The following is a 20,234-nucleotide window of genomic DNA, read 5'->3' on the forward strand; positions in this document are numbered from 1 at the left end:
CCCCACCGGCGTACCGGCCGGAAGTCCTCGTACTGGACGTACTTGGGCTTTCGAGCGGTGCGGCGAGTGGGGATCCCCCCTGCTCGAAGAGCTTGGGGGAGCGTGCCGGGCGTCGCGACGGGGCAAACGTCGCCTGTCGGGGCGCTAGTAGGCGGCGCGCAGTGCGCCCTCCAGGATCGCGGCGCCCTCCTCGGCCTCCGCGACGGTCAGGGACAGCGGCGGGGCGATGCGCAGGGCGCTGGTGTTGTGTCCGCCGCCCTTGCCGATGAGCAGGCCGTCCTGCCGGGCCGCCTCCAGCACCAAGGTGGCCGCCTGCGGGTCGGCCTCGTCCGTCCCCGGCCGGGTCAGCTCGATACCGATCATCAGCCCGCGTCCGCGGACCTCGCGCACGCCGGGCAGTTGGGCGGCGACGGCCCGCAGCCGCTCGATGAGGAGTCCGCCGACGCGCCGGGCGTTGCCCTGGAGGTCGTGTTCCAGGAGGTAGTTGAGGTTGGCGAGGCCCGCGGCCATGGTGAGCTGGGTGCCGCCGAAGGTGGAGATGCTGTTGGCGTCCAGGCAGTTCATGATCTCGGCGCGGGCGACGACCCCGCCGATGGACGTGCCGTTGCCGATGCCCTTGGCGAAGGTGACGATGTCGGGCGGTCCGCTGCGTGCGTGCGCCTGCCAGCCCCAGAAGTGGTCGCCGGTGCGGCCCCAGCCGGTCTGCACCTCGTCGGAGATCCACAGGATGCCGTGCTCCTGGAGCACGTCCCGGAAGGCGGCGTACAGGCCGTCGGGCGGGGAGGTGAAGCCGCCGACGCCCTGGACGGGTTCCGCGATCAGCGCCGCGGGCGGGCGTGTGTGGCCGAGGAGGTCCCTGAGGTCGTCGACGCAGGCGGCGATGAACTCGGCGTCGCTCAGGTGGGCGAACGGGCCGCGGGTGCGTACGCCGCCGTGGACGTACAGCGTCTGGAGCGGGGACAGGGAGGTCGGGGACCAGCCGCGGTTGCCGGTGATGCCGACGGCGCTGAAGGAGCGGCCGTGGTAGCTGTTGCGCATGGCCAGGACGGTGTTGGCGCGCCGGTACGTCGTCGCCAGCAGCAGGGCGGTGTCGTTGGCTTCGGTGCCGGAGGTGGTGAAGAACACCCGCGCGTCCGGGATTCCGCTCAACTGGGCGATGCGCTCTGCGAGTTCGACCATCGGACGGTTGAGGTAGAGCGTGGAGGAGTGGATGATCCGCCCGGCCTGCTCGGTCACCGCCTTGGTGACCTCGGGCAGCGCGTGGGCGGTCATGGTGGTGAGGATTCCGCCGAAGAAGTCGAGGTAGCGCCTGCCGTCGGCGTCCCAGACGTGGCGTCCCTCGCCGTGGGTGATCTCGATCGGGTCCTCGTAGTAGAGCGCCAGCCAGTCGGGCGCGACGGCCCGGTGACGGTCGTACAGGTCGCTCACGGCTGCACCAGCCCTTCGTAGGCGTCGGGGCGGCGGTCGCGGTAGAAGGCCCACTGCTGCCGCACCTCTTCGATGACGTCGAAGTCGAGGTCGCGGACGAGGAGTTCCTCCTTGGAGTCGTCGGCGACGTCTCCGACGAACCGTCCGCGGGGGTCGACGAAGTAGCTCGTTCCGTAGAAGTCGTTGTCGCCGTACTCCTCCCGGCCGACGCGGTTGATCGCGGCGACGAAGTACTCGTTGGCGACGGCGGCGGCCGGCTGTTCCAGCTGCCACAGGTAGGCGGACAGGCCGCGGTGGGTGGCGGAGGGGTTGTAGACGAGCTGGGCGCCGTTCAGGCCGAGCTGCCGCCAGCCCTCCGGGAAGTGGCGGTCGTAGCAGATGTAGACGCCGACCCTGCCGACGGCGGTGTCGAAGACGGGCCAGCCGAGGTTGCCGGGTTTGAAGTAGTACTTCTCCCAGAAGCCCTTGACCTGCGGGATGTGGTGCTTGCGGTATTTGCCGAGGTAGCTGCCGTCGGCGTCGATCACGGCGGCGGTGTTGTAGTAGAAGCCGGACTGCTCGACCTCGAACACCGGGACGACGATCACCATGCCGGTCTCGCGGGCGAGTTCGCGCATGCGCCGCATCGTGGGCCCGTCCGGCACCGGCTCGGCCCAGCGGTAGTGCTCCGGCTCCTGGACCTGGCAGAAGTACGGCGCGTTGAAGACTTCCTGGAACCCGATGATCCGGGCACCCTGACGGGCCGCCTCGCGGGCGTGCTCCTCGTGTTTGGCGACCATGGACTCGGTGTCGCCGGTCCAGGTGGCCTGGACCAGGGCCGCACGGACGACGTTGGCCATGAGCTGCTCCTTCGACGTACGTCAGAGCCTCTACGCCCGTAGAACAGGCCTAGAGGCACGAACGTAAGCCTCTTCTCCTGGCTTGCCAAGACCATTGTCGTCAACCCGCGAAGTCGATCGTGTTTCGCACTCCGGTGGGTGAGCGCGGGTGCCTGCGCCGGAGGCGTCACGACGAGGCCGGGACCGGGGCACTCGCCCTGGCCAGCAGGTCGTGGGGCGCCGCGGGGCCGGCCTGGAGCCCGGGAAGCAGCAGCAGCCACAGGGCGGCCAGGCGGTCCTCGATCAGCAGGCGGTCGTCGAGGACGTCGGAGAGCGTGTGCAGGCCGAAGAAGGCGGCGACCAGGGTGGGAGCGTCCCGGCCGGGCTCCGCCCCCGGGGCCAGTCCTCCCTCGCTCCGGGCGGCGGCGAGCATGCGTCCGACGGTGGCGATCCAGTCCACGAACGGCGGGGGCATCTCCACGTCGATGGACCGCCGCTCGGCCCACAGCCGCGCGCCGGCGCGTACGACGACGTCGTCACGGAACGCCCGGGCCACCGAGAAGCTCAGCCGCACCAGCCTCTCCAGGGCGGGCTCGGCCACCGACTCGTGCTGCGCGACAAGGGCCGGCCAGGCGGCGAAATGCGCGGTGACGACGGCGAGGGCGAGCTGTTCCTTGTTGGTGTAGTGGAAATAGATGGCCCCGCTGGTACGGCCGGACCGTGCGCTGATGTCGGCGATACTGGTCCCCGCGTAGCCCCGTTCGAAGAACAGGTGAGCTGCTGCCTGCAATACGGCTCTGCGGGTTTCCTCCGCCCGTTCCTGCACGCGTCTCCCTCGTCCGTAGGTGCGTCGCGGGGAGGAATCTATCGGCCTTTGCCGCCCGGCCGGGAGAGCCCAACATGCGAAACCCTTAATAGTCTTATTAGCATTTTTTCATGGGCTTCGGATCGCGCACACGGGATTCCCGCACCCCGTCGACCGGGTCCGGCGGCCCCACCGCCCTTTCCCGCCTTTCCCGGCCTTCCCCGCTCGACCGGTCCCGGACGGTCGAGCGCGAACTGGTCCACCGGACCTCCGTGGCCGAGGTGTTGCTGACCGACGTCCGTCGCCACGGTCCGTTCTCCTTCCGCGCCGCCGCCGCGTGGCCGCGCTCGCATCCCACGTTCCCCCGCGGACGCGACGACCGGCACAGCCCCTGGATGATCGTCGAGACCCTGCGCCAGCTCGGCATCTACATCCCGCTGCGCCACCTGGACGTGCCCCGTACCGCCCGCTTCCTGATCGACGACCTGTCCTACGCCCTGGACGTGGACGCGGAGCCCACGGCACCGCACGGGGCCAGCGAGGTCACCTGCCTGGTGCGGGTGGGCGGCCTGCGCACCGACCGCGACGGAAACGCGCTGACCGGGCTGCGCATGCGGGTCGACTTCCTGGCCGGCCGGCGCCCGTTCGCCCGCGCGGCGGGCGGGGCGCGGTTCCTGGACGCCGAGCGCTACGCCCGGCTCCGGTCCGGCGCCGACGCGGCCGTGCCGTCCGGAGCCGGGCCGCGGCCCGAACCCGCCCTGCTGGGGCTGGCGTCGGAGTCGGACGCCGTCGTCGCCGCGGCCGGCGGGGAACTTCTGGTGTGCCCCGCCGATCCGCGTCATCCGTTCCTGTTCGACCACGGAACGGACCACGTGCCCGGGACGGCCCTGCTGGAGGCGGCGCGGCAGGCGATCGCCCTGCGCAGCGGAGGACGGCTCGTGCGGCCCGTCGCCTGCCGGATGTCGGCCCTGCGGTTCACCGAGCACGCCCCGCCCGCCGTCATTCACTGCTCCACCCAGGGCCGCACCGGCGAATTCCTTTTCCGGCAGGACGGCACCACCACGGCCGAAGGCGTATTGCGATACCCGTGAGGTGTCACCCACACGTGCGTATTACGGCGGTGAATATCCGCGACCGGTCAAGTGGAGCGTAACGTTCATTATGTTTCCGGTTCCGGATGAATTCCCGGAAACCACGCAGTGCGGTGCGTGTGACCACCTCACTTCTCAACGATCCCTGTCCGCCTGCGACTTCACGCTGTCTTGAAACGCGTGACGAACAGCAGGCGCCGACGTCCACGACCGGCGGATCGCGCCGCCCTCCGGCAGGTCCGTCCCGCGCCAGAACGGCAAGAGCACATGGCCACACATCACATGTTCGACCTCGACTGGACCCCCGAAGCCGTCGTCTTCGACTGCGACGGCACGCTGGTGGACTCCGAACAGCACTGGCAGCAGGCCCGGGTCAGCGTCCTGCGGGACTTCGGCTGCGAACCCGGCCCGGACTTCACGGAACGCGCGAAGGGACTGCACTACACCGAGTGCGGCGCCCTCATGGCGCGCGTCGCCGGGAGGCCGGACGCCGCCGAGGAGATGACCGAGCGGTTGCTGACGACCTTCCGCACCCTCGTCGCGCGCGAGCCCGTGGCCGCGCGCGGAGCCAAGGGGCTGGTGACGATCCTGAGCCGGGTCGCACCGCTGGCAGTGGCCAGCAACTGCCCCGCTGACGTGGTGGAGTTCTCCCTGGAGTCAGTGGGTTTACGGCACCACTTCCGGCACGTCGTCGTGCCCGACGAGGAGGTCCGCCCCAAGCCGCACCCCGGCACCTACGCGGAGGCCGTGCGCCGCCTGGGGGTGACCGGCGGCAACACCCTGGCCGTGGAGGACTCGGTCAACGGCTTGAAGGCCGCGGCGGACGCCGGCCTCCGCGTGGTCGGGGTGGGCCCACGGCCGGGCCCCGAGGCCGCCGCCCTCGCCGACCTGTGGGTGGGCGCGCTGGACAACGCGGGCCTGATGGCCTGGGCGACCAGCCGCCCCAGAACCGTCCGGCTCGGGCCCGGCACCCCCGGCGCGGCGCCGGGCCGCCCCACGGTTCCGCCACCCGGCGGCCCCAGCCGGTCCGGCACCACGTCCGCCCCCTGAGCCCCGTACCACCCGCGGTGGTCCACGGCCACCGCGGGCGGTGCGGACGGTCACACCGCGGCCAGGGCACTCCGCTCCGCCAGCTCCTCCATGGACAGCCCCAGCACCCGGGCCAGCGCGGCGATCGTGAAGAAGGCCGGGGTCGGGGCCCGGCCCGTCTCGATCTTGCGCAGCGTCTCGGCCGAGATGCCCGCGCTCGCCGCGATCTGAGCCATGCTGCGGTCGCCGCGCGCCGCGCGCAGCAGACGGCCGAGCCGCTCGCCGCGCTCGCGTTCCTCGGGGGTCAGGGGGGTCCGCACCATACGGGCATCCTACCGCGATTCAAATACCGGTATAGTAATTGGCATGGTGGAACTGAAGACGGACACGTCGATCGACGCGATGTACGAGGCCGGCCAGGTCGTGGCACGGGCCCTGACCGCCGCGCGCAAGGCCGCAGGCGTGGGAGTGTCCTTGCTGGAGCTGGACGAACTGGCCCACGACGTCCTGCGGGAGGCGGGCGCGGCCTCGCCCTTCCTGGGCTATCGGCCCTCCTTCGCCCCGACCCCCTTCCCCGCCGTGCTCTGCGCCTCGGTGAACGACGCGATCGTGCACGGGATCCCCACGAGGTACCGGCTGCGCGACGGCGACCTCGTCTCCCTGGACTTCGGCGCGAAGCTCGGCGGCTGGGCCGGCGACTCGGCGATCAGCTTCGTCGTGGGCCGGCCGCGCCCCGCGGACCTGCGGCTGATCGAGACCGCCGAGCGGGCGCTGGCCGCGGGCATCGAGGCGGCCGTGGTCGGCAACCGCATCGGTGACATCGCCCACGCCATCGGCTCGGTGTGCCGCGCGGCGGGCTACGGCATCCCGGACGGGTTCGGCGGCCACGGCATCGGCCGCCAGATGCACGAGGACCCCGGCGTCCCGAACGAGGGCCGGCCGGGCCGGGGCCTGCCCCTGCGTCACGGCATGGTCCTCGCCATCGAGCCGATGCTGATCGCCGGCGGCACGGACGGCTACCACGCGGCTCCGGACGGCTGGACCCTGCGCACCGACGACGGCTCCCGCGCGGCCCACGTCGAGCACACGGTGGCGATCACGGAAACGGGCCCGCGCATCCTCACGGAACGGTAGGGCCACCCGCTCGGGGGCGCGGGGCCGTATCGATGTGCGGCTCCGCCACGCGGTCCCGACCGGCCGCGACGCACCCGCAGCCGCACGACGGCACCGTGCCCGCGGCCCGCGGGCGCTCCGTATGCCGTCTGCGGGAACTCGTGCCATCGTGGCATGAACGACCCCCACACCGGTTACCCGGCGGGAGCCACTGTCAGCGACGGAACGGACAGCGATGACCAGCGGCTTCAACGGCCCGGAGGGCGACCGCGACCGCGACCCCTTCGGTGAACTCTTCGCCCGCTTCTTCGGCGGACCGCGCCCCGGCCCCCGGCAGATAGACATCGGCCGGCTGCTGAGCCAGCCCGCCCGGGAGCTGGTACGGGGCGCGGCGCAGTACGCCGCGGAGCACGGCAGCCATGATCTGGACACCGAGCACCTGCTGCGGGCCGCCCTCGCCGCCGAGCCCACCCGCAGTCTGCTCAGCCGGTCCGGTGCGGACCCCGACTCGCTCGCGACGCAGATCGACGAGCGGGCCGGCCCCGTGCAGCACCCGCCGGGCGAGGCGCCACCGCCGACCTCCCTCTCGCTCACCCCGGCCGTCAAGCGCGCCTTCCTCGACGCGCACGACATGGCACGGGCCAGCGGCGCCGGTTACATCGGTCCGGAGCACGTGCTCAGCGCGCTCGCCGCGAACCCCGACTCGGCGGCCGGGCACATCCTGAACGCGGCCCGGTACGCCTCCTCCGGCCTGCCGCCCGAGACGCCGGACGCTGCCGCGCCGCCCGGGACGGAGCGGCAGCGGTCCACCTCGACGCCGACCCTGGACAGGTACGGGCGCGATCTCACCGAACTGGCCCGGCAGGGGCGCATCGACCCGGTGATCGGGCGGGAGCAGGAGATCGAGCAGACCATCGAGGTGCTCTCCCGGCGGGGCAAGAACAACCCGGTGCTCATCGGTGACGCGGGCGTCGGCAAGACCGCCATCGTGGAGGGGCTGGCCCAGCGGATCGCCGACGGGGACGTGCCCGACGTCCTGACCGGCCGCCGGGTGGTGGCCCTGGACCTGACGGGCGTCGTCGCGGGCACCCGGTACCGGGGCGACTTCGAGGAGCGGCTGAACAACATCGTCACCGAGATCCGCACCAACTCCGAGCGGCTGATCGTCTTCATCGACGAGCTGCACACCGTCGTCGGCGCGGGCGCGGGCGGCGAGGGCGGCGCGATGGACGCGGGCAACATCCTCAAGCCCGCCCTCTCCCGCGGCGAGCTGCACATCGTGGGCGCGACGACGCTGGAGGAGTTCCGGCGGATCGAGAAGGACGCGGCGCTGGCCCGCCGGTTCCAGCCGATCCTGGTGCCCGAGCCGTCCGTCGCGGACGCGCTGGAGATCCTGCGCGGGCTGCGCGACCGCTACGAGGCCCACCACCAGGTGCGGTACACCGACGAGGCGCTGGTGGCCGCCGTGCAGTTGTCCGACCGCTATCTGACGGAGCGCCGTCTGCCGGACAAGGCGATCGACCTGATCGACCAGGCCGGTGCCCGGGTGAAGCTGCGGGCACGCACCAAGGGCACCGACGTACGGGCCATGGAGCGCGAGGTCGAGCAGCTCACCCTGGACAAGGACCAGGCGGTGGCGGACGAACAGTACGAGCAGGCCACGCAGTTGCGCGACCGGATCACCGAGCTGAAGCAGCGGATCGGCCAGGCCACCGGCGGCGGCGAGGCCGACGAGGGGCAGCATCTGGAGGTCACCGCGGAGGCCATCGCCGAGGTGGTGTCGCGGCAGACGGGCATCCCCGTCAGCAGCCTCACCCAGGAGGAGAAGGAGCGCCTGCTCGGCCTGGAGCTGCACCTGCACCGGCGGGTCGTCGGCCAGGAGGAGGCCGTGAGCGCGGTCTCGGAGGCGGTGCTGCGCTCCCGCGCCGGGCTGGCCAGCCCGGACCGGCCGATCGGCAGCTTCCTGTTCCTCGGCCCGACCGGCGTCGGCAAGACCGAGCTGGCCCGGGCGCTGGCCGAGGTCCTGTTCTCCAGCGAGGACCGCATGGTCCGCCTGGACATGAGCGAGTACCAGGAACGGCACACGGTCAGCCGGCTGGTGGGCGCCCCGCCCGGGTACGTCGGTCACGAGGAGGCCGGCCAGCTCACCGAGGTGGTGCGCCGGCACCCGTACTCGCTGCTGCTGCTCGACGAGGTGGAGAAGGCGCACCCGGACGTCTTCAACATCCTGCTCCAGGTGCTCGACGACGGGCGGCTCACCGACTCCCAGGGCCGTACGGTGGACTTCACCCACACCGTCATCGTGATGACCAGCAACCTCGGCTCGGAGGCGATCACTCGGCGCGGGGCCGGCATCGGGTTCGGCCCGGGCGGTGCGGAGGCGGACGAGGAGGCGCGGCGCGAGCAGATCCTCAGGCCGCTGCGCGAGCACTTCCGGCCCGAGTTCCTCAACCGGATCGACGAGATCGTCGTCTTCCGCCAGCTGACCGCCGATCAGTTGCGGCAGATCACCGACCTGCTGCTGGAGAAGACACGCCGGCTGCTGCACGCACAGGACGTCACCGTCGAGTTCACCGAGGCGGCCGTGGACTGGCTCGCCCGGCGCGGCCACCAGCCGGAGTACGGCGCCCGTCCGCTGCGCCGCACCATCCAGCGCGAGGTCGAGAACCAGCTCTCCCGGCTGCTCCTGGCCGGCCGGGTACGCGAGGGCGGCCGGGTCGTGGTGGACGCGAAGGACGACCGGATCACGTTCGACCCCCAGAACAAGGAGCCCGCGCCTTCGTCCACGGAGTGAACGAGCCGGGCGTGAACGGCCGGGGCCCGCCGTCCCTTCCGGGAGGCGGGCCCCGCCGTGCCGACCGGCATGTCACCGGCCCGGGTCACGGCGACGGATTCACCACCATCGCCGAGCCTCCGCCGCGGCGCACCTTCTCCGCGGCGGCCAGCCACCTGCCGTCCGGCAGGCTCTGGACGCCCGTGGCGGCGCCGATCTCGGGATTGAGCTTGAAGGAGTGGCCGATCGCCTCCATCTGCTTCTTCAACACGCTGTCGTAGAGAGCCGGTTCGAGTTCGGTCTGCGCGGCGTTGCGCTGGCTGGCGCGCGGTGCGGCGATCGCGTCGACCAGGGACAGGTGCCGGTCGAGGAACCCGGTCAAGGTCTGCAGCACGGTGGTGATGATGGTCGCCCCGCCCGGCGAACCGAGCGCCACCACCGGCCGGTCGTGCCGGTCCAGCACGATCGTCGGCGAGATCGACGAGCGCGGCCGCTTGCCCGGACCGGGCAGGTTCGGGTCGTGCACGGCCGGGTTGGCCGGGGCGAAGGAGAAGTCCGTCAGCTCGTTGTTGAGCAGGAAGCCCCGGCCGGGCACGGTGATGCCGCTGCCGCCGGTCTGCTCGATGGTGAGGGTGTAGGCGACGACGTTGCCCCACCGGTCGGCGACCGTCAGGTGCGTGGTGTTCTCACCCTCGTACGTCGTCGGTGCGGCCGTGCCGCCGCGGGAGCAGGCCGCGGGGTGGCGCGGGTCGCCGGGTGCGAGCGGGCTGGTGAGGACCGCGTCGTCCTTGATCAGGCAGGCCCGGGAGTCGGCGTACTTCTGGGACAGCAGTTGCTTCGTGGGCACGTTCTCGAAGGCGGGGTCGCCGACCCAGCGCCCGCGGTCGGCGAAGGCGATCCGGCTCGCCTCGATGAAGTGGTGCAGGTACCGGAACTCGCTCGCCGTCGAAAGCTCCGTGCGCTGCAGGATGTTGAGCGCCTCGCCGACGGTCGTGCCGCCGGAGGAGGACGGCGCGATGGAGAACACGCGCAAGCCCCGGTACGAGGTCTGCGTGGGCACCTGGAGCTTGGCGCGGTAGGCCGCGAGGTCCTTGGCGGACAGCTTGCCCGGGCGGGCGTTCCAGCCGGACTTCGGGTCGACGGGCGGGTGGTTGACGGTCTTGAGGATGTCCTTGCCGAGCTCGCCCTGGTAGATCGCGCCGACGCCCTTGGCGGCCAGCTCCTGATAGGTGCGGGCCAGGTCGGGGTTCTTCAGGGTGGAGCCGACCTCCGGCGGCTTTCCGCCGGGCAGGAACAGCTTGGCGGTGTCGGGGAAGTAACGGAAGCGGGTCTCGTTGGCGGCGGTCTGCGAGCGGAAGGTCTCGTCGACGGTGAAGCCGTCGCGGGCCAGCTTCTCGGCCGGCTTCAGGACCGTGCCCAGTCGTCTGGTGCCCCAGTGGTCCAGCGCCGTCTGCCAGGTGGCGGGCGTGCCGGGGGTGCCGACGCTCAGACCGCTGCTGACGACGTCGCCGAAGGCGAGCGGCTTGCCGTTCTCCATGAAGAGCTTCGAGTCGGCGGTCAGCGGGGCGGTCTCGCGGCCGTCGATGGTGTGCACCGTGCGGGAGCGGGCGTCGTAGTAGACGAAGTAGCCGCCTCCGCCGATGCCGGCGGAGTAGGGCTCGGTGACGCCGAGGGCGGCGGCGGTGGCGACGGCCGCGTCGACGGCGTTGCCGCCCTGCTTCAGCACCTCGATACCGGCGGCGGAGGCGTCCGCGTCGACGCTGGCCACGGCGCCGCCGTAGCCGGCCGCCACAGGGACCTTCTCGACCGGTCTCGGCTTGGCCTCCGGCTGGGCGGTGGGCGGGGCCGCGGCCCCCACCGACACCACGGCGGCCGAGACCGCCAGAACCGCCAGTTTCCGTGCGACAGGACGACGCATCCGCACCTCCACGCTGGTTGTGGTTCGGTTGCCTGATCGTTCGCGCAGCTTAATTCATTGCCATGCTCCCGTCAGGCCGACGGGGCCAGTCGGGTGTCGAACAGAGGTACGCGGGACCGGCTACCATGCGCGGCCATGAACGACGACGTGCGCAACATCTTCCTGGGAGTGGCCGCGACAGGGGTCAGCGCGGCGTTCGGCTGGCTGGCCCGCACCTATCTGTGGCGGCGCAGGCTGCGCCGCAAGCAGGCGTTCTTCGGACTGCCCGACAACGCCGAGTCGCTGCTGGTGGTCAACCGCGACCCGGCGACGGCGGAGCTCGCGGTGCACCGGTTCGACGTGTTCGCCCTGCTCGAACTGGCCGCGCTGATCAAGAGCTGCGGCGCGAACGTCCAGATGGTCACCCAGGACACGGTCCATCAGGGATTCGGCGAGCGCACGGAGTTCTGCGTGGGGGGTCCGGGGTCGAACCGGCGGATGGTGGCGCACATGTCGGCCATGCTGCCGGGCGTGCGGGTGAACACCGACCGGGAGCCGGGCCCGGACCGGTGCGCCTTCCGGATCGGCACCGAGCACTACCGCATGGACTCGGGCGTCACGGAGTACGTGCTGCTGGCCCGTCTCACCGCCGGCGAGCGCAGCGGCAGCCGGCCGGTGTTCCTGTTCTGCGGCCAGCGCGCGATCGACAACCAGGCCGCGACCCGCTATCTGGCCCGCAACCACGAGCGGCTGTACCGCAAGTACGGCAACGGCTCCTTCGTGCTGCTGCTGAAGGTGATCAACTCCCAGGCCTACGGCCCGGACGTGGTCGAACTCGTCGCGGACGTGACCCGCGCGGCGCGGACCCCCCTGCCGGAGCCCGAGGTCGATCCCTCAACAAGCGTTACCAGCACGTAACTTACGGCGCCGCGTACGCCGAGCCGTTTGGTGTGGATCCGCGTCGAGCACAACCCGTCCGGCGCGCAGCTGACCTTCCCCTCGCCGGCGGACGACCCGTCATATCGGTCCGTCCCGCCGCGCGAGCAGTGATCTCCGGCTGCCGCCGGCCGGGTATGGCTCTCTGTGACCTGCTGCCCCCTACGGTCGAGGGGCCGCCGTGGGGGTGCCTCACCCGGCAGCAGCGTCCCCGTCCCGGTGGCGGTGGGCCAAGGGGCGCCATCACCACAGGGACGAGCGAAACATCGTAGTCGAGGTCGAGCGCGCGGCGCCCGGCGGTGTGGAGGAACGCCCTTCGGGGGCCGTGCGGCCCCCTCCTCCCGGCGCTCACACCTCCGCGATCTCCGCGTACAGCTGGGAGAGTTCGGGCACCCCGGAGCCGGCCCAGTCGTGGCCGGCGGTCACCACGTCGATCTCGCGGCCGGAGGCAAGCCTGACGACCGGACGGCCGCCCGGCCCGATCTCCCAGCCGGCGCCGGGCACGGTCCGCACGACGACCGTGCCCAGGTACAGTCCGGCGTCGTTGCCGAGCCAGGTCAGGGTGTCCTCGTCGTCGCGCCAGCGTGGCAGCAACTGGTCCAGCGCCTCCAGGGAGGCGGCGGAGTCGTCGAGCCGGAGGCCCGCCCCGGACACCTGGGAACGCAACAGCTCACACTCGGAGAGGAGTTGGGCGAGGCCCGCCCGGCCCTCGGATCCCTCGGGGAACACCACGGCACCGAAGGACGAGTCCTGCCTTTTGCGCCACCTGCCCAGGAAAGGGATGTCCATGGCCCCAGGGTGACATCCGCACCGCCGGTCGCACCACAGGCGCGCGGGCCCTGGCACCGCGCCCTGATCCGGCCTGATCCGGACGAAAGACCCTAGACGTCGAGGTCCACCACCACCGGGGCGTGGTCGGACGCGCCCTTGCCCTTGCGCTCCTCGCGGTCGACGTACGAGTCGGAGACCGCCTTCGCGAAGGGCTCGTTGGCGTACACCAGGTCGATGCGCATGCCGCGGTTCTTGGGGAAGCAGAGCTGGCGGTAGTCCCAGTACGTGTAGGGGTGGTCGTACTTCAGGGGCCGGGGGACCACGTCCGAGAGGCCCACCTCGCGCAGGGCGGTCAGGGCGGCGCGCTCGGCCGGGGTGACGTGGGTGGCGCCCTCGAAGGCGGCGCGGTCGTAGACGTCGTCGTCCGTCGGCGCGACGTTGTAGTCGCCGAGGACGGCGAAGGGGCGGCTGCCGTCCGCGTCGCCGGCGACGGCCGCCCTGAGGGCCTCGAACCACTGGATCTTGTAGGCGTAGTGGGGGTGCCCCACCTCACGGCCGTTGGGCACGTACACGGACCAGACGCGGACCGGGCCGCAGGTCGCCGAGATGGCGCGGGGCTCCTCCACGCCCTCGTAGCCGGGGTCGCCGGGCAGGCCGCGGACCACGTCCTCGAGCCCGACGCGGGAGAGCACCGCCACGCCGTTCCACCGCCCGGTGGCGTGGACCGCCGCCTCGTAGCCCAGTTCGCGCAGCTGGTCGAAGGGGAACTGGTCCTCGGCGACCTTGGCCTCCTGGAGGCACAGCACGTCCGTGCCGCTGCTCTCCAGCCAGGCCAGCAGCCTGGGCAGACGGGCGGTGATCGAGTTCACGTTCCAGGTCGCGATGCGCATGCCTCACAACCTACCGGGCACCGCTGACAACGCCCTCCGCCCGGTTCCGGGGCCCGGCTCAGACCTCCGCCGACGCCCCCGGTGTCAGCCGCAGGTGCTCCGCGCCGCCCAGGGCGCCGATCTGCCGGTCGTAGATCGGGCGGGCCAGGTCGGTCAGGAGGGCGTCGTGGATGTCGTAGGCGCGCTGCGGCCCGACCTCGCGGACGTAGTCGATCACCTCGGAGATCTTGTTCCAGGGCGCCATCACCGGCAGCATCAGCGTCTCGACCGGGACGTCCGGCACGGTGAGCGCGTCGCCCGGGTGGAAGACCCGGCCGCCGTCGACGAGGTAGCCGACGTTGGTGATGCGCGGGATGTCCGGGTGGATCACCGCGTGCAGCTCGCCGTGGACCTGCACGTCGAAGCCCGCGGCGGTGAAGGTGTCGCCGTGGCCGACGGTGTGGACGCGGCCCGGGAAGGCGGCGGCGATCTGCTCCGCGACGGACTTCAGGGTCCAGATCTCGGCCCGGGACGGGACTCCAGGGCGGCGCGCAGACGTCCCTCGTCGAAATGGTCGGCGTGCTCGTGGGTGACCAGGATCGCGTCCGCGCCGGACGCGGCGTCCTGCTCGCTGAACCCGCCGGGGTCGATGACGAGCGTCCGCCCGTCCTTCTCCAGACGAACGCAGGCGTGCGACTTCTTCGTGAGTCTCATGCTCCCCAGCCTGGACCACCCGCGCGCCGGGCGCGCGGGTGGTCCCCGGTGACGGCGCCCGGCGCCCGGCCGGGGGTCACGCCGGGGTTCACTCCGTGAGCGTCGTCTCCTCGCGTATGACCTGCTGGGCGATCCCGAAGGCGGCGCCCGCCGCGGGAATCCCGCAGTACACCGCGGTCTGCAGCAGCACCTCCTTGATCTCGTCCGGGGTCAGCCCGTTGCGCAGGGCGGCCCGGGTGTGGGCGGCGAGGTCCTGGAGGTGGCCGCCCGCGACCAGGGCGGTGAGGGCGACGCTGCTGCGGGTGCGCCGGTCGAGGCCGGGCCGGTCCCAGACCTCGCCCCAGGCGTAGCGGGTCAGGAACTCCTGGAAGTCGCCGGAGAAGTCCTCCGCCTCGGCTAGCGCCCCGTCCACGTGCGCGTCGCCCAGCACCTCGCGGCGGATCTTCAGACCGATGTCGTACCGGTCCGGCCCGCCCGCCACCTGCGCCGGTACGGGCGCCGGGGCGATCTCGGCGATGGGCGAGGCCTGCGGGGGCGCGGCGAGCACCGGCTTGACCGGGGGCCCGACGATCGCCATGTGTCCTGTGGTCGAGTCGTACCCGGGGTGCCAGGCGGTGGAGAAGTGCCGCACCAGCAGGTCGGTCACGGCGACGGGCTGCTCCACCGGCACCAGGTGGGAGGCGCCGGGCACGACGGCCAGGCGCGCGTCGCGGATGCCGGCGACCAGGGTGCGTGCCTCGGCGGGGCCGGTGACCTGGTCGTCGGAGCCGACCAGGACCAGCGTGGGCACGCCGATGCGGCCGAGGTCGGCGCGGGCGTCGAAGACGGCCAGCGCCTCGCAGGCGGCGATGTAGCAGCCGGGGTCGGTGGTGCGCACCATCTGCACGGCCCAGTCGGTGATCGCGGGCTGCGCGGCGGCGAAACCACTGGTGAACCAGCGTTCCGGGGAGGTGCGGGCGATCGGGTCGAGCCCGTTCGTCCGGACGATCACCCCGCGCTGCCGGAACTCGTCGGGAGTGCCGAACCGCGGCGAGGTGGCGATCAGGGCGAGGGAGGCGAGGCGCTCCGGGTGGCGCAGCGCCAGTTCGACGCCGATCGCGCCGCCGAGCGCGCACCCGGCGTAGCCGAAGCGCTGCACGCCCAGTCCGTCCAGGGTGGCCAGCAGCCGGGTGACCAGGTCGGAGACCGAGTCGGCGGGGTGCGCGGGCGCTCCGCCGTGTCCCGGCAGGTCGAACCGGAAGACGCGCCACTGCTTCGTCAGCTCCGGGACCTGCCGGTCCCACATGTGCCAGGTCGTACCCAGTGAGGGACCCAAGATCAGGACTGGGGCGTCTTCCCGCCCGTCGAAGCGGTATTGCAGGGTGTTCGTCGGTGTGTCACTCACGCCCTGCACGCTCTCACATCACACAAATTCTCACGTGCTTGGGTCGGAGCCCCTCGCAAGCCGTCCCAGGTTGTGGTGACTTCGCGAAGATCCTCTCCTTGTCGGCTTTAGCGGGAAGTGACCGTCTCTCCTCAGAGGTGTGCAACGCCTGTTGTCTTCGCCGGCCGGCCGACGGCGCCGTCCTGCGGCCGTCGGCCGCGCCGGTCACCGCGACCCCCGTCCTCTCCGTCGGTGTCGGGTTGCTGCCCCTGTCCGGCGCGGCCGGCGGCCTGCCGCCGGTGGCCATCGGGGCGGCCGTCTCCGTCCTGGCCGCGTTCGCGGCCCTCGTCCAGCCGTGGGCCGGGCGCGCGCCGGACGACGGACGGCTGACGGCCCGCGCGGGACTGGCGGCAGGGCTCGTCGTGACCGGCTGCGGACTGGCCGCCGCCCGGCTGCCCGGCGTGACCGGACGGCTGACGGCCGCCGTCCTGAACGGCCACTGCTGACGGCCGCCGTCCTGAACGGCCACACTGCTGACGGCCGCCGTCCTGAACGGCCACACTGCTGACGGCCGCCGTCCTGAACGGCCACACTGCTGACGGCCGCCGTCCTGATCGGCGTCGGCACCGGCCTGATCACCCCGCTCGGCTTCGCCGCTCCCGCCCGCCGCGCCCCCGAGAAGCGGATCGGCCAGACCGTGGGCGCGGCCGAACCCGGCCGCGAACTCGGCGACGCCTCCGGCCCGCTCCTGGTCGCCTCCGCCGCCACCCTCACCTGGTGTTACACCGCTCCGGCCGTCCCGACCGCGCTCCTGCCGCTTGCCCTGGCCGCCCGCCGCACGCCCCGCTGAGCCGGTTCTTCCGGGCTGCCGCGTCCGAGTGGGGGGTGTAAGCAGGAAGCATGCGTCCAGGGCCGCGGATCCCGCACCGCTTCCACTCGTGGCAGGCCAGCGACGCTCTGCTCGCGGTGCCGCTCGGTCTGATCGCCGCCATCCTCGTCGCCGACGTTCTGACCGGGCCCCACGTGCCGCTGGGGCCGCTGCTGATCGTGGCACCCGCGATCACCGCGTCCTTCGCCAGTCCCTTCCTCACCGCTCTGGTCGGCGCCATCGCCGTGGCAGCCCTGCTCGGCGTCGGCGCGGGGTTCCGCCTGCTGACCACGGAGAGCGTCGGCGCGCAGATCGTCTCCCTGGTCGTGGTCTCGGTGGTCGTGACGGTGTTCCGCTATCTGCGCGAGCGGCACAACCGTGAGCTGGAGCAGGTACGCAGAGTGTCGGAGGCCGCGCAGCGAGTGGTGCTCAGACCCTTGCCCAGACGCATCGGGCCGCTGCGGGTGGCGTCGGTGTACCTGGCGGCTCAGGAGGAGGCGCTGATCGGCGGCGACCTGTACGCGGCCGTCCGCACCCCGGCCGGCACGCGGCTGATCATCGGCGATGTGATGGGCAAGGGCCTGACCGCGATGGGCGACGCCTCGCTGCTGCTGGGCGCGTTCCGGGAAGCCGCGCACCGGAAGGCGGCCCTGCCCGAGCTGATGGCCTATCTGGAGCGCAGCGTGTGCTGGAACCTGGCCGAGCCCACCGAGCCGGGGCAGGAGGGGGAATGCTTCATCACGGCCGCGATCATCGACATCCCCGACGCGCTGCCGCAGGCGCAGATGGTGACCTGCGGACACCCGCCGCCGTTGCTGCTGCGCGGCCGGCAGGCCGTCACGCTGCGCGCCAGCGCTCCCGCTCCGCCGCTGGGTCTGGGCGAGCTGAGCACAGCGGAGTACCGGGTGGACACCTTCCAGCTGGAGCCCGGGGATCTCCTGCTGCTCTACACCGACGGTGTGGTCGAAGCACGTGACCCCAGAGGCGTCTTCTACCCGCTCGCCGCACGCGCCGTCTCCTGGGCGCAGGACAGCCCCGTGGCTCTGGTCCATCACCTGCGGGCCGACCTCCTGGACCACGTCGGCGGGCGCCTGGCCGACGACGCCGCCGTGGTCGCACTGCAACGCACCGCCGGTCCTTGAGCCCCACGGAAGCCCACGGAAGCCCACGGAGAAGACACCGGGCCACCCACGGATCAGACACGGGCCGCCGACGGGGTCAGGCGGAGCCCCGCCCACAGATCAGGCACGGGCCCCCACGGGATCAGGCAGGGCCCGCCCACGGGGCCGGCAGGGGCCGCCCCATGGGTCCGGCAGGGCGCCCACGGGTCCGGCAGGGGGTGTCAGAAGGCGCCCGGTGCGCCCAGGCCGGTCAGGGCGCCGACCGGGTCGAGGTCGGGGGTGCCGCGGGGCCACCAGTCGTCACGGTCCGGCTCCGATTCGTACGCGTACCACAGGCCGTCCCGGCCCAGGCGGAGCTGGAGGTGGCCGCGGGGGTGGGTGAGCCGGTTGCGCCAGGGGCGGAAGGCGGGCAGGTCGGCGGCGAGGAGCAGCGGGCGCGCCCGGTCGAAGCGGCCCGCCGGCGGGTCCCAGGGCTCCTCCAGGACGGCGAGTCCCTCCGGGCCGCCCTGCCGCCAGGCCGCCACCGCCCGCGCCAGTTCGGCCGTGCCGCGCCCGGTGGCGGAGGCGAGCGAGGCGTACAGGGAGCGGGTGGCCGCGGTCAGTCCGGAGCCTGGGCGGGCGGCGGCGAGGCGTACCGCGTCCTGCCACAGTGTGAGCCCGCCGACCGGGTCGCGGCCGGTGGTGAGCAGCGCGTGGGCGCGGGCGGCGGCGTCCGTGGCCAGCTGGTCCAGGGCGAACGGGTCGGGGCCGCCCGGTGCCGCCGGATACACCGGGGGCTGTTCCGGGTGCGGGGGTGCGGGCAACGGTGCGGGCAGCGGCGGGCGTCGCCGCTCAGCCAGCACCTCGCCCGCGCGCACGCCCGGGAACGGCTCCGGTTCCCGCTCCTGCGCGGCGCGGGCCGCGCGGGTGGCGTTCAGCCGGGACAGGGCGTCGAGCAGTTCCCGCTCGCCCCGGCCGCGGAGCAGCAGCAGGACGAAGGGGTCCGCGTCCAGCAGGCGTGCGGTCTGGTAGCAGAGGGCGGCGGCGTGTTTGCAGGGGTGGCCGCGGTCGGGGCAGCTGCAGTGCGGCTCCAGGTCGCCGGGGCCGGGGAGCAGCGGGACCCCGCAGTCGGCGAGCGACTGGGGCATCTCCTTGTCGAGGAGCGCGGCGATGTGCCCGGGGCGCTCCGCGACGGCGTCCAGGAACCGGTCCCAGTCGGCGTCGTCCAGCGTCCGCAGCCGCACCTGGACCCGGTACGGGCGCGGCCGGCTCCCCTGCACGTACGCCAGGACCAGCCCCGGGGTGACGGTGACGGCGTCCACGTGCCCCGTCTGCGCGTACCCACGCCCACGGGCCAGCCGCGCCGCATCCAGCGCGCCCTCCTCCAACGCGTCGACCCATGCGTCGCCCCACCAGGTCTCGGCGAACCGCTCCCCTTCCATCGCCCGCGCCGGGAACGCCGGAAAGGTGCGCCGAAGTTCGCCGTCGCGGCGGGGGGAGGCCATGGTCCGGGGGACCCGGGGCGGCACGGGGGGCTCGGCGCCCACCCGCGCCGGTGAGAACGAGGCACTTCCGGAGCCCGTCCCGGCCGAGGACGGGGACGCCTGCCGCGTTGCGGCTGAGGAGGCGTCCGGGGCACACGCCGAGGCGCCCTCACCCATCGCCGCCCGGGCACCGTCCGGCGTGCCTGCCGCGGCCCGCTCCTCCGTCCCCACCGAGAGGGCGTCGGGGCCGGCGCCCGGGGTGCCGGACTGTGGGGTGGGGTTCGGTGAACTGTCGCAGGGTGCGGACGAGGTGTCCACGGAGGGGTCGACGGGGGTGGCCTCCTGCGGCGTGCCGTTCGGAGAGCCGTCGGCCGGGGTGCCCGAGGCAACGGTGGGCCTCAGGACGCCCCGCGCCGCGGCAGCCCAGGCCGCGGTCGGGATGGCTGCCAGGGCGCCCGCAGTAGCGAGGTCCTCCCCCGAGGGCACGGGTGTGGGCGGGATCGTCCGGGGCTCGGGGCTTCCCTGATCGCTCGGGCTGTTGCCGTCGGCGTTCGCATCGTGGCCGGGCGCTGCCGGGGGCGTCCGGAAGGGGCTGGTGGGCGCGGTGGCGTGGGTGTCTGCCCCGTCGTGTTCGGCGGCGGTTCCGGTCGGGGAGTCGGCGGGCGCCGGCGGCGTCGCTCGACGCGGGGCCGGGGCCCGACGGCGAGCGGCCCTGGTCCCCGCCTGTGCCTCCTCCGCACGGGCCGCTCGCCGGGCCAGGGCGCCGCGCAGCGCCTCCCGCGCGGCCTCCGAGGGACGTGCCCCCGCGGGCCGCCGAGGTGCGGCGCCGTCCGCCGGGGTGCCGGAGGGCGTCTCCGGTCGAGGCCCCGACTCGTGCGCGTCCTGCGCGGGCGCGGCCTCCGGGGAACGTGCCCCCGCCGACCGCCGCAGCACAGCACCGTCCACCAGGGCGCCGGAAGCCACCCCCGATCGAGGCCCCGACTCGTGCGCGTCCTGCGCGGGCGCGGCCTCCGGGGAACGTGCCCCCGCCGACCGCCGCAGCACGGCACCGTCCACCAGGGCGCCGGAGGGCGTCTCCGGTCGAGGCCCCGACTCGTGCGCGTCCTGCGCGGGCGCGGCCTCCGGGGAACGTGCCCCCGCCGACCGCCGCAGCACGGCACCGTCCACCAGGGCGC

Annotated in this window: 17 protein-coding genes and 1 pseudogene; 8 read left to right on the forward strand and 10 right to left on the reverse strand. The window is 73.1% G+C overall.

What is annotated here, in order from left to right; genetic code table 11:
- Nucleotides 1–144: 144 nt before the first annotated feature.
- From ACFY3J_RS26190 to ACFY3J_RS26200, 3 genes are all read right to left on the reverse strand, one after another.
- Entirely contained in the window at nt 145–1,428 is a 1,284-nt protein-coding gene (locus ACFY3J_RS26190) for an aspartate aminotransferase family protein (protein WP_384184839.1), read from the reverse strand.
- A complete protein-coding gene (locus ACFY3J_RS26195; protein ID WP_384184836.1) occupies nt 1,425–2,267 on the reverse strand; it encodes a nitrilase-related carbon-nitrogen hydrolase in 843 nt (280 codons plus the stop codon). The genes ACFY3J_RS26190 and ACFY3J_RS26195 overlap by 4 nt, the downstream gene beginning before the upstream one ends.
- A 166-nt stretch (nt 2,268–2,433) precedes the next feature.
- On the reverse strand, nt 2,434–3,072 hold the full coding sequence (locus ACFY3J_RS26200; RefSeq protein ID WP_384184834.1) for a ScbR family autoregulator-binding transcription factor: 639 nt from the start codon (nt 3,070–3,072) through the stop codon (nt 2,434–2,436).
- A gap of 110 nt (nt 3,073–3,182) precedes the next feature.
- Here ACFY3J_RS26200 and ACFY3J_RS26205 point away from each other — a divergent pair, with 110 nt between their 5' ends.
- Both ACFY3J_RS26205 and ACFY3J_RS26210 read left to right on the forward strand, forming a co-directional pair.
- Nucleotides 3,183–4,142 (forward strand): ScbA/BarX family gamma-butyrolactone biosynthesis protein, encoded by a 960-nt coding sequence (locus ACFY3J_RS26205; protein WP_384184831.1) that lies wholly within the window; start codon nt 3,183–3,185, stop codon nt 4,140–4,142.
- Between the two features lie 267 nt (nt 4,143–4,409).
- Nucleotides 4,410–5,192 (forward strand): HAD family hydrolase, encoded by a 783-nt coding sequence (locus ACFY3J_RS26210; protein WP_390841854.1) that lies wholly within the window; start codon nt 4,410–4,412, stop codon nt 5,190–5,192.
- Nucleotides 5,193–5,242: 50 nt separating this feature from the next.
- Here ACFY3J_RS26210 and ACFY3J_RS26215 read toward each other — a convergent pair whose 3' ends face one another.
- A complete protein-coding gene (locus ACFY3J_RS26215; protein WP_384184826.1) occupies nt 5,243–5,494 on the reverse strand; it encodes a helix-turn-helix domain-containing protein in 252 nt (83 codons plus the stop codon).
- 43 nt (nt 5,495–5,537) lie between these two features.
- On the opposite strand from ACFY3J_RS26215, the gene map reads away from it, so the two are divergent.
- Nucleotides 5,538–6,305, forward strand: a complete 768-nt coding sequence (map, locus tag ACFY3J_RS26220) for a type I methionyl aminopeptidase (RefSeq protein WP_384184823.1) — start codon at nt 5,538–5,540, stop codon at nt 6,303–6,305.
- A 214-nt stretch (nt 6,306–6,519) separates the two neighbouring features.
- The gene (locus ACFY3J_RS26225) at nt 6,520–9,078 is read left to right on the forward strand and encodes an ATP-dependent Clp protease ATP-binding subunit (protein ID WP_384184820.1); all 2,559 of its coding nucleotides are present in this window, start codon (nt 6,520–6,522) and stop codon (nt 9,076–9,078) included.
- An 85-nt stretch (nt 9,079–9,163) separates the two neighbouring features.
- On the opposite strand, the gene ggt is transcribed toward ACFY3J_RS26225, so the two are convergent.
- Nucleotides 9,164–10,975, reverse strand: a complete 1,812-nt coding sequence (ggt, locus tag ACFY3J_RS26230; protein WP_390841855.1) for a gamma-glutamyltransferase — start codon at nt 10,973–10,975, stop codon at nt 9,164–9,166.
- A gap of 135 nt (nt 10,976–11,110) precedes the next feature.
- Here ggt and ACFY3J_RS26235 point away from each other — a divergent pair, with 135 nt between their 5' ends.
- The gene (locus ACFY3J_RS26235) at nt 11,111–11,872 is read left to right on the forward strand and encodes a hypothetical protein (protein ID WP_390841856.1); all 762 of its coding nucleotides are present in this window, start codon (nt 11,111–11,113) and stop codon (nt 11,870–11,872) included.
- A gap of 366 nt (nt 11,873–12,238) precedes the next feature.
- Here ACFY3J_RS26235 and ACFY3J_RS26240 read toward each other — a convergent pair whose 3' ends face one another.
- The 4 genes and pseudogenes from ACFY3J_RS26240 to ACFY3J_RS26255 all read right to left on the reverse strand — a co-directional run bounded on the left by ACFY3J_RS26240 (nt 12,239) and on the right by ACFY3J_RS26255 (nt 15,628).
- The gene (locus ACFY3J_RS26240) at nt 12,239–12,679 is read right to left on the reverse strand and encodes a DUF6278 family protein (RefSeq protein WP_384184812.1); all 441 of its coding nucleotides are present in this window, start codon (nt 12,677–12,679) and stop codon (nt 12,239–12,241) included.
- 92 nt (nt 12,680–12,771) lie between these two features.
- Entirely contained in the window at nt 12,772–13,551 is a 780-nt protein-coding gene (locus ACFY3J_RS26245) for an exodeoxyribonuclease III (RefSeq protein WP_384184809.1), read from the reverse strand.
- Nucleotides 13,552–13,609: 58 nt separating this feature from the next.
- A pseudogene (locus ACFY3J_RS26250) lies at nt 13,610–14,244 on the reverse strand (MBL fold metallo-hydrolase).
- Between the two features lie 88 nt (nt 14,245–14,332).
- Nucleotides 14,333–15,628, reverse strand: coding sequence for an alpha/beta fold hydrolase (locus ACFY3J_RS26255; RefSeq protein WP_384184806.1), 1,296 nt, complete (start codon nt 15,626–15,628; stop codon nt 14,333–14,335).
- Between the two features lie 137 nt (nt 15,629–15,765).
- Here ACFY3J_RS26255 and ACFY3J_RS26260 point away from each other — a divergent pair, with 137 nt between their 5' ends.
- From ACFY3J_RS26260 to ACFY3J_RS26270, 3 genes are all read left to right on the forward strand, one after another.
- On the forward strand, nt 15,766–16,113 hold the full coding sequence (locus tag ACFY3J_RS26260; RefSeq protein WP_384184803.1) for a hypothetical protein: 348 nt from the start codon (nt 15,766–15,768) through the stop codon (nt 16,111–16,113).
- 191 nt (nt 16,114–16,304) lie between these two features.
- Nucleotides 16,305–16,457, forward strand: a complete 153-nt coding sequence (locus ACFY3J_RS26265) for a hypothetical protein (protein WP_390841857.1) — start codon at nt 16,305–16,307, stop codon at nt 16,455–16,457.
- A 50-nt stretch (nt 16,458–16,507) separates the two neighbouring features.
- The gene (locus ACFY3J_RS26270) at nt 16,508–17,617 is read left to right on the forward strand and encodes a PP2C family protein-serine/threonine phosphatase (protein ID WP_384184798.1); all 1,110 of its coding nucleotides are present in this window, start codon (nt 16,508–16,510) and stop codon (nt 17,615–17,617) included.
- A gap of 200 nt (nt 17,618–17,817) precedes the next feature.
- Here the strand turns inward: ACFY3J_RS26270 and ACFY3J_RS26275 are convergent, their stop codons facing one another.
- Nucleotides 17,818–20,229 (reverse strand): SWIM zinc finger family protein, encoded by a 2,412-nt coding sequence (locus ACFY3J_RS26275; RefSeq protein WP_390841876.1) that lies wholly within the window; start codon nt 20,227–20,229, stop codon nt 17,818–17,820.
- Between the last annotated feature and the right edge of the window lie 5 nt (nt 20,230–20,234).

This window comes from Streptomyces sp. NPDC001231, assembly GCF_042896885.1.
Taxonomy (GTDB): Bacteria; Actinomycetota; Actinomycetes; order Streptomycetales; family Streptomycetaceae; genus Streptomyces.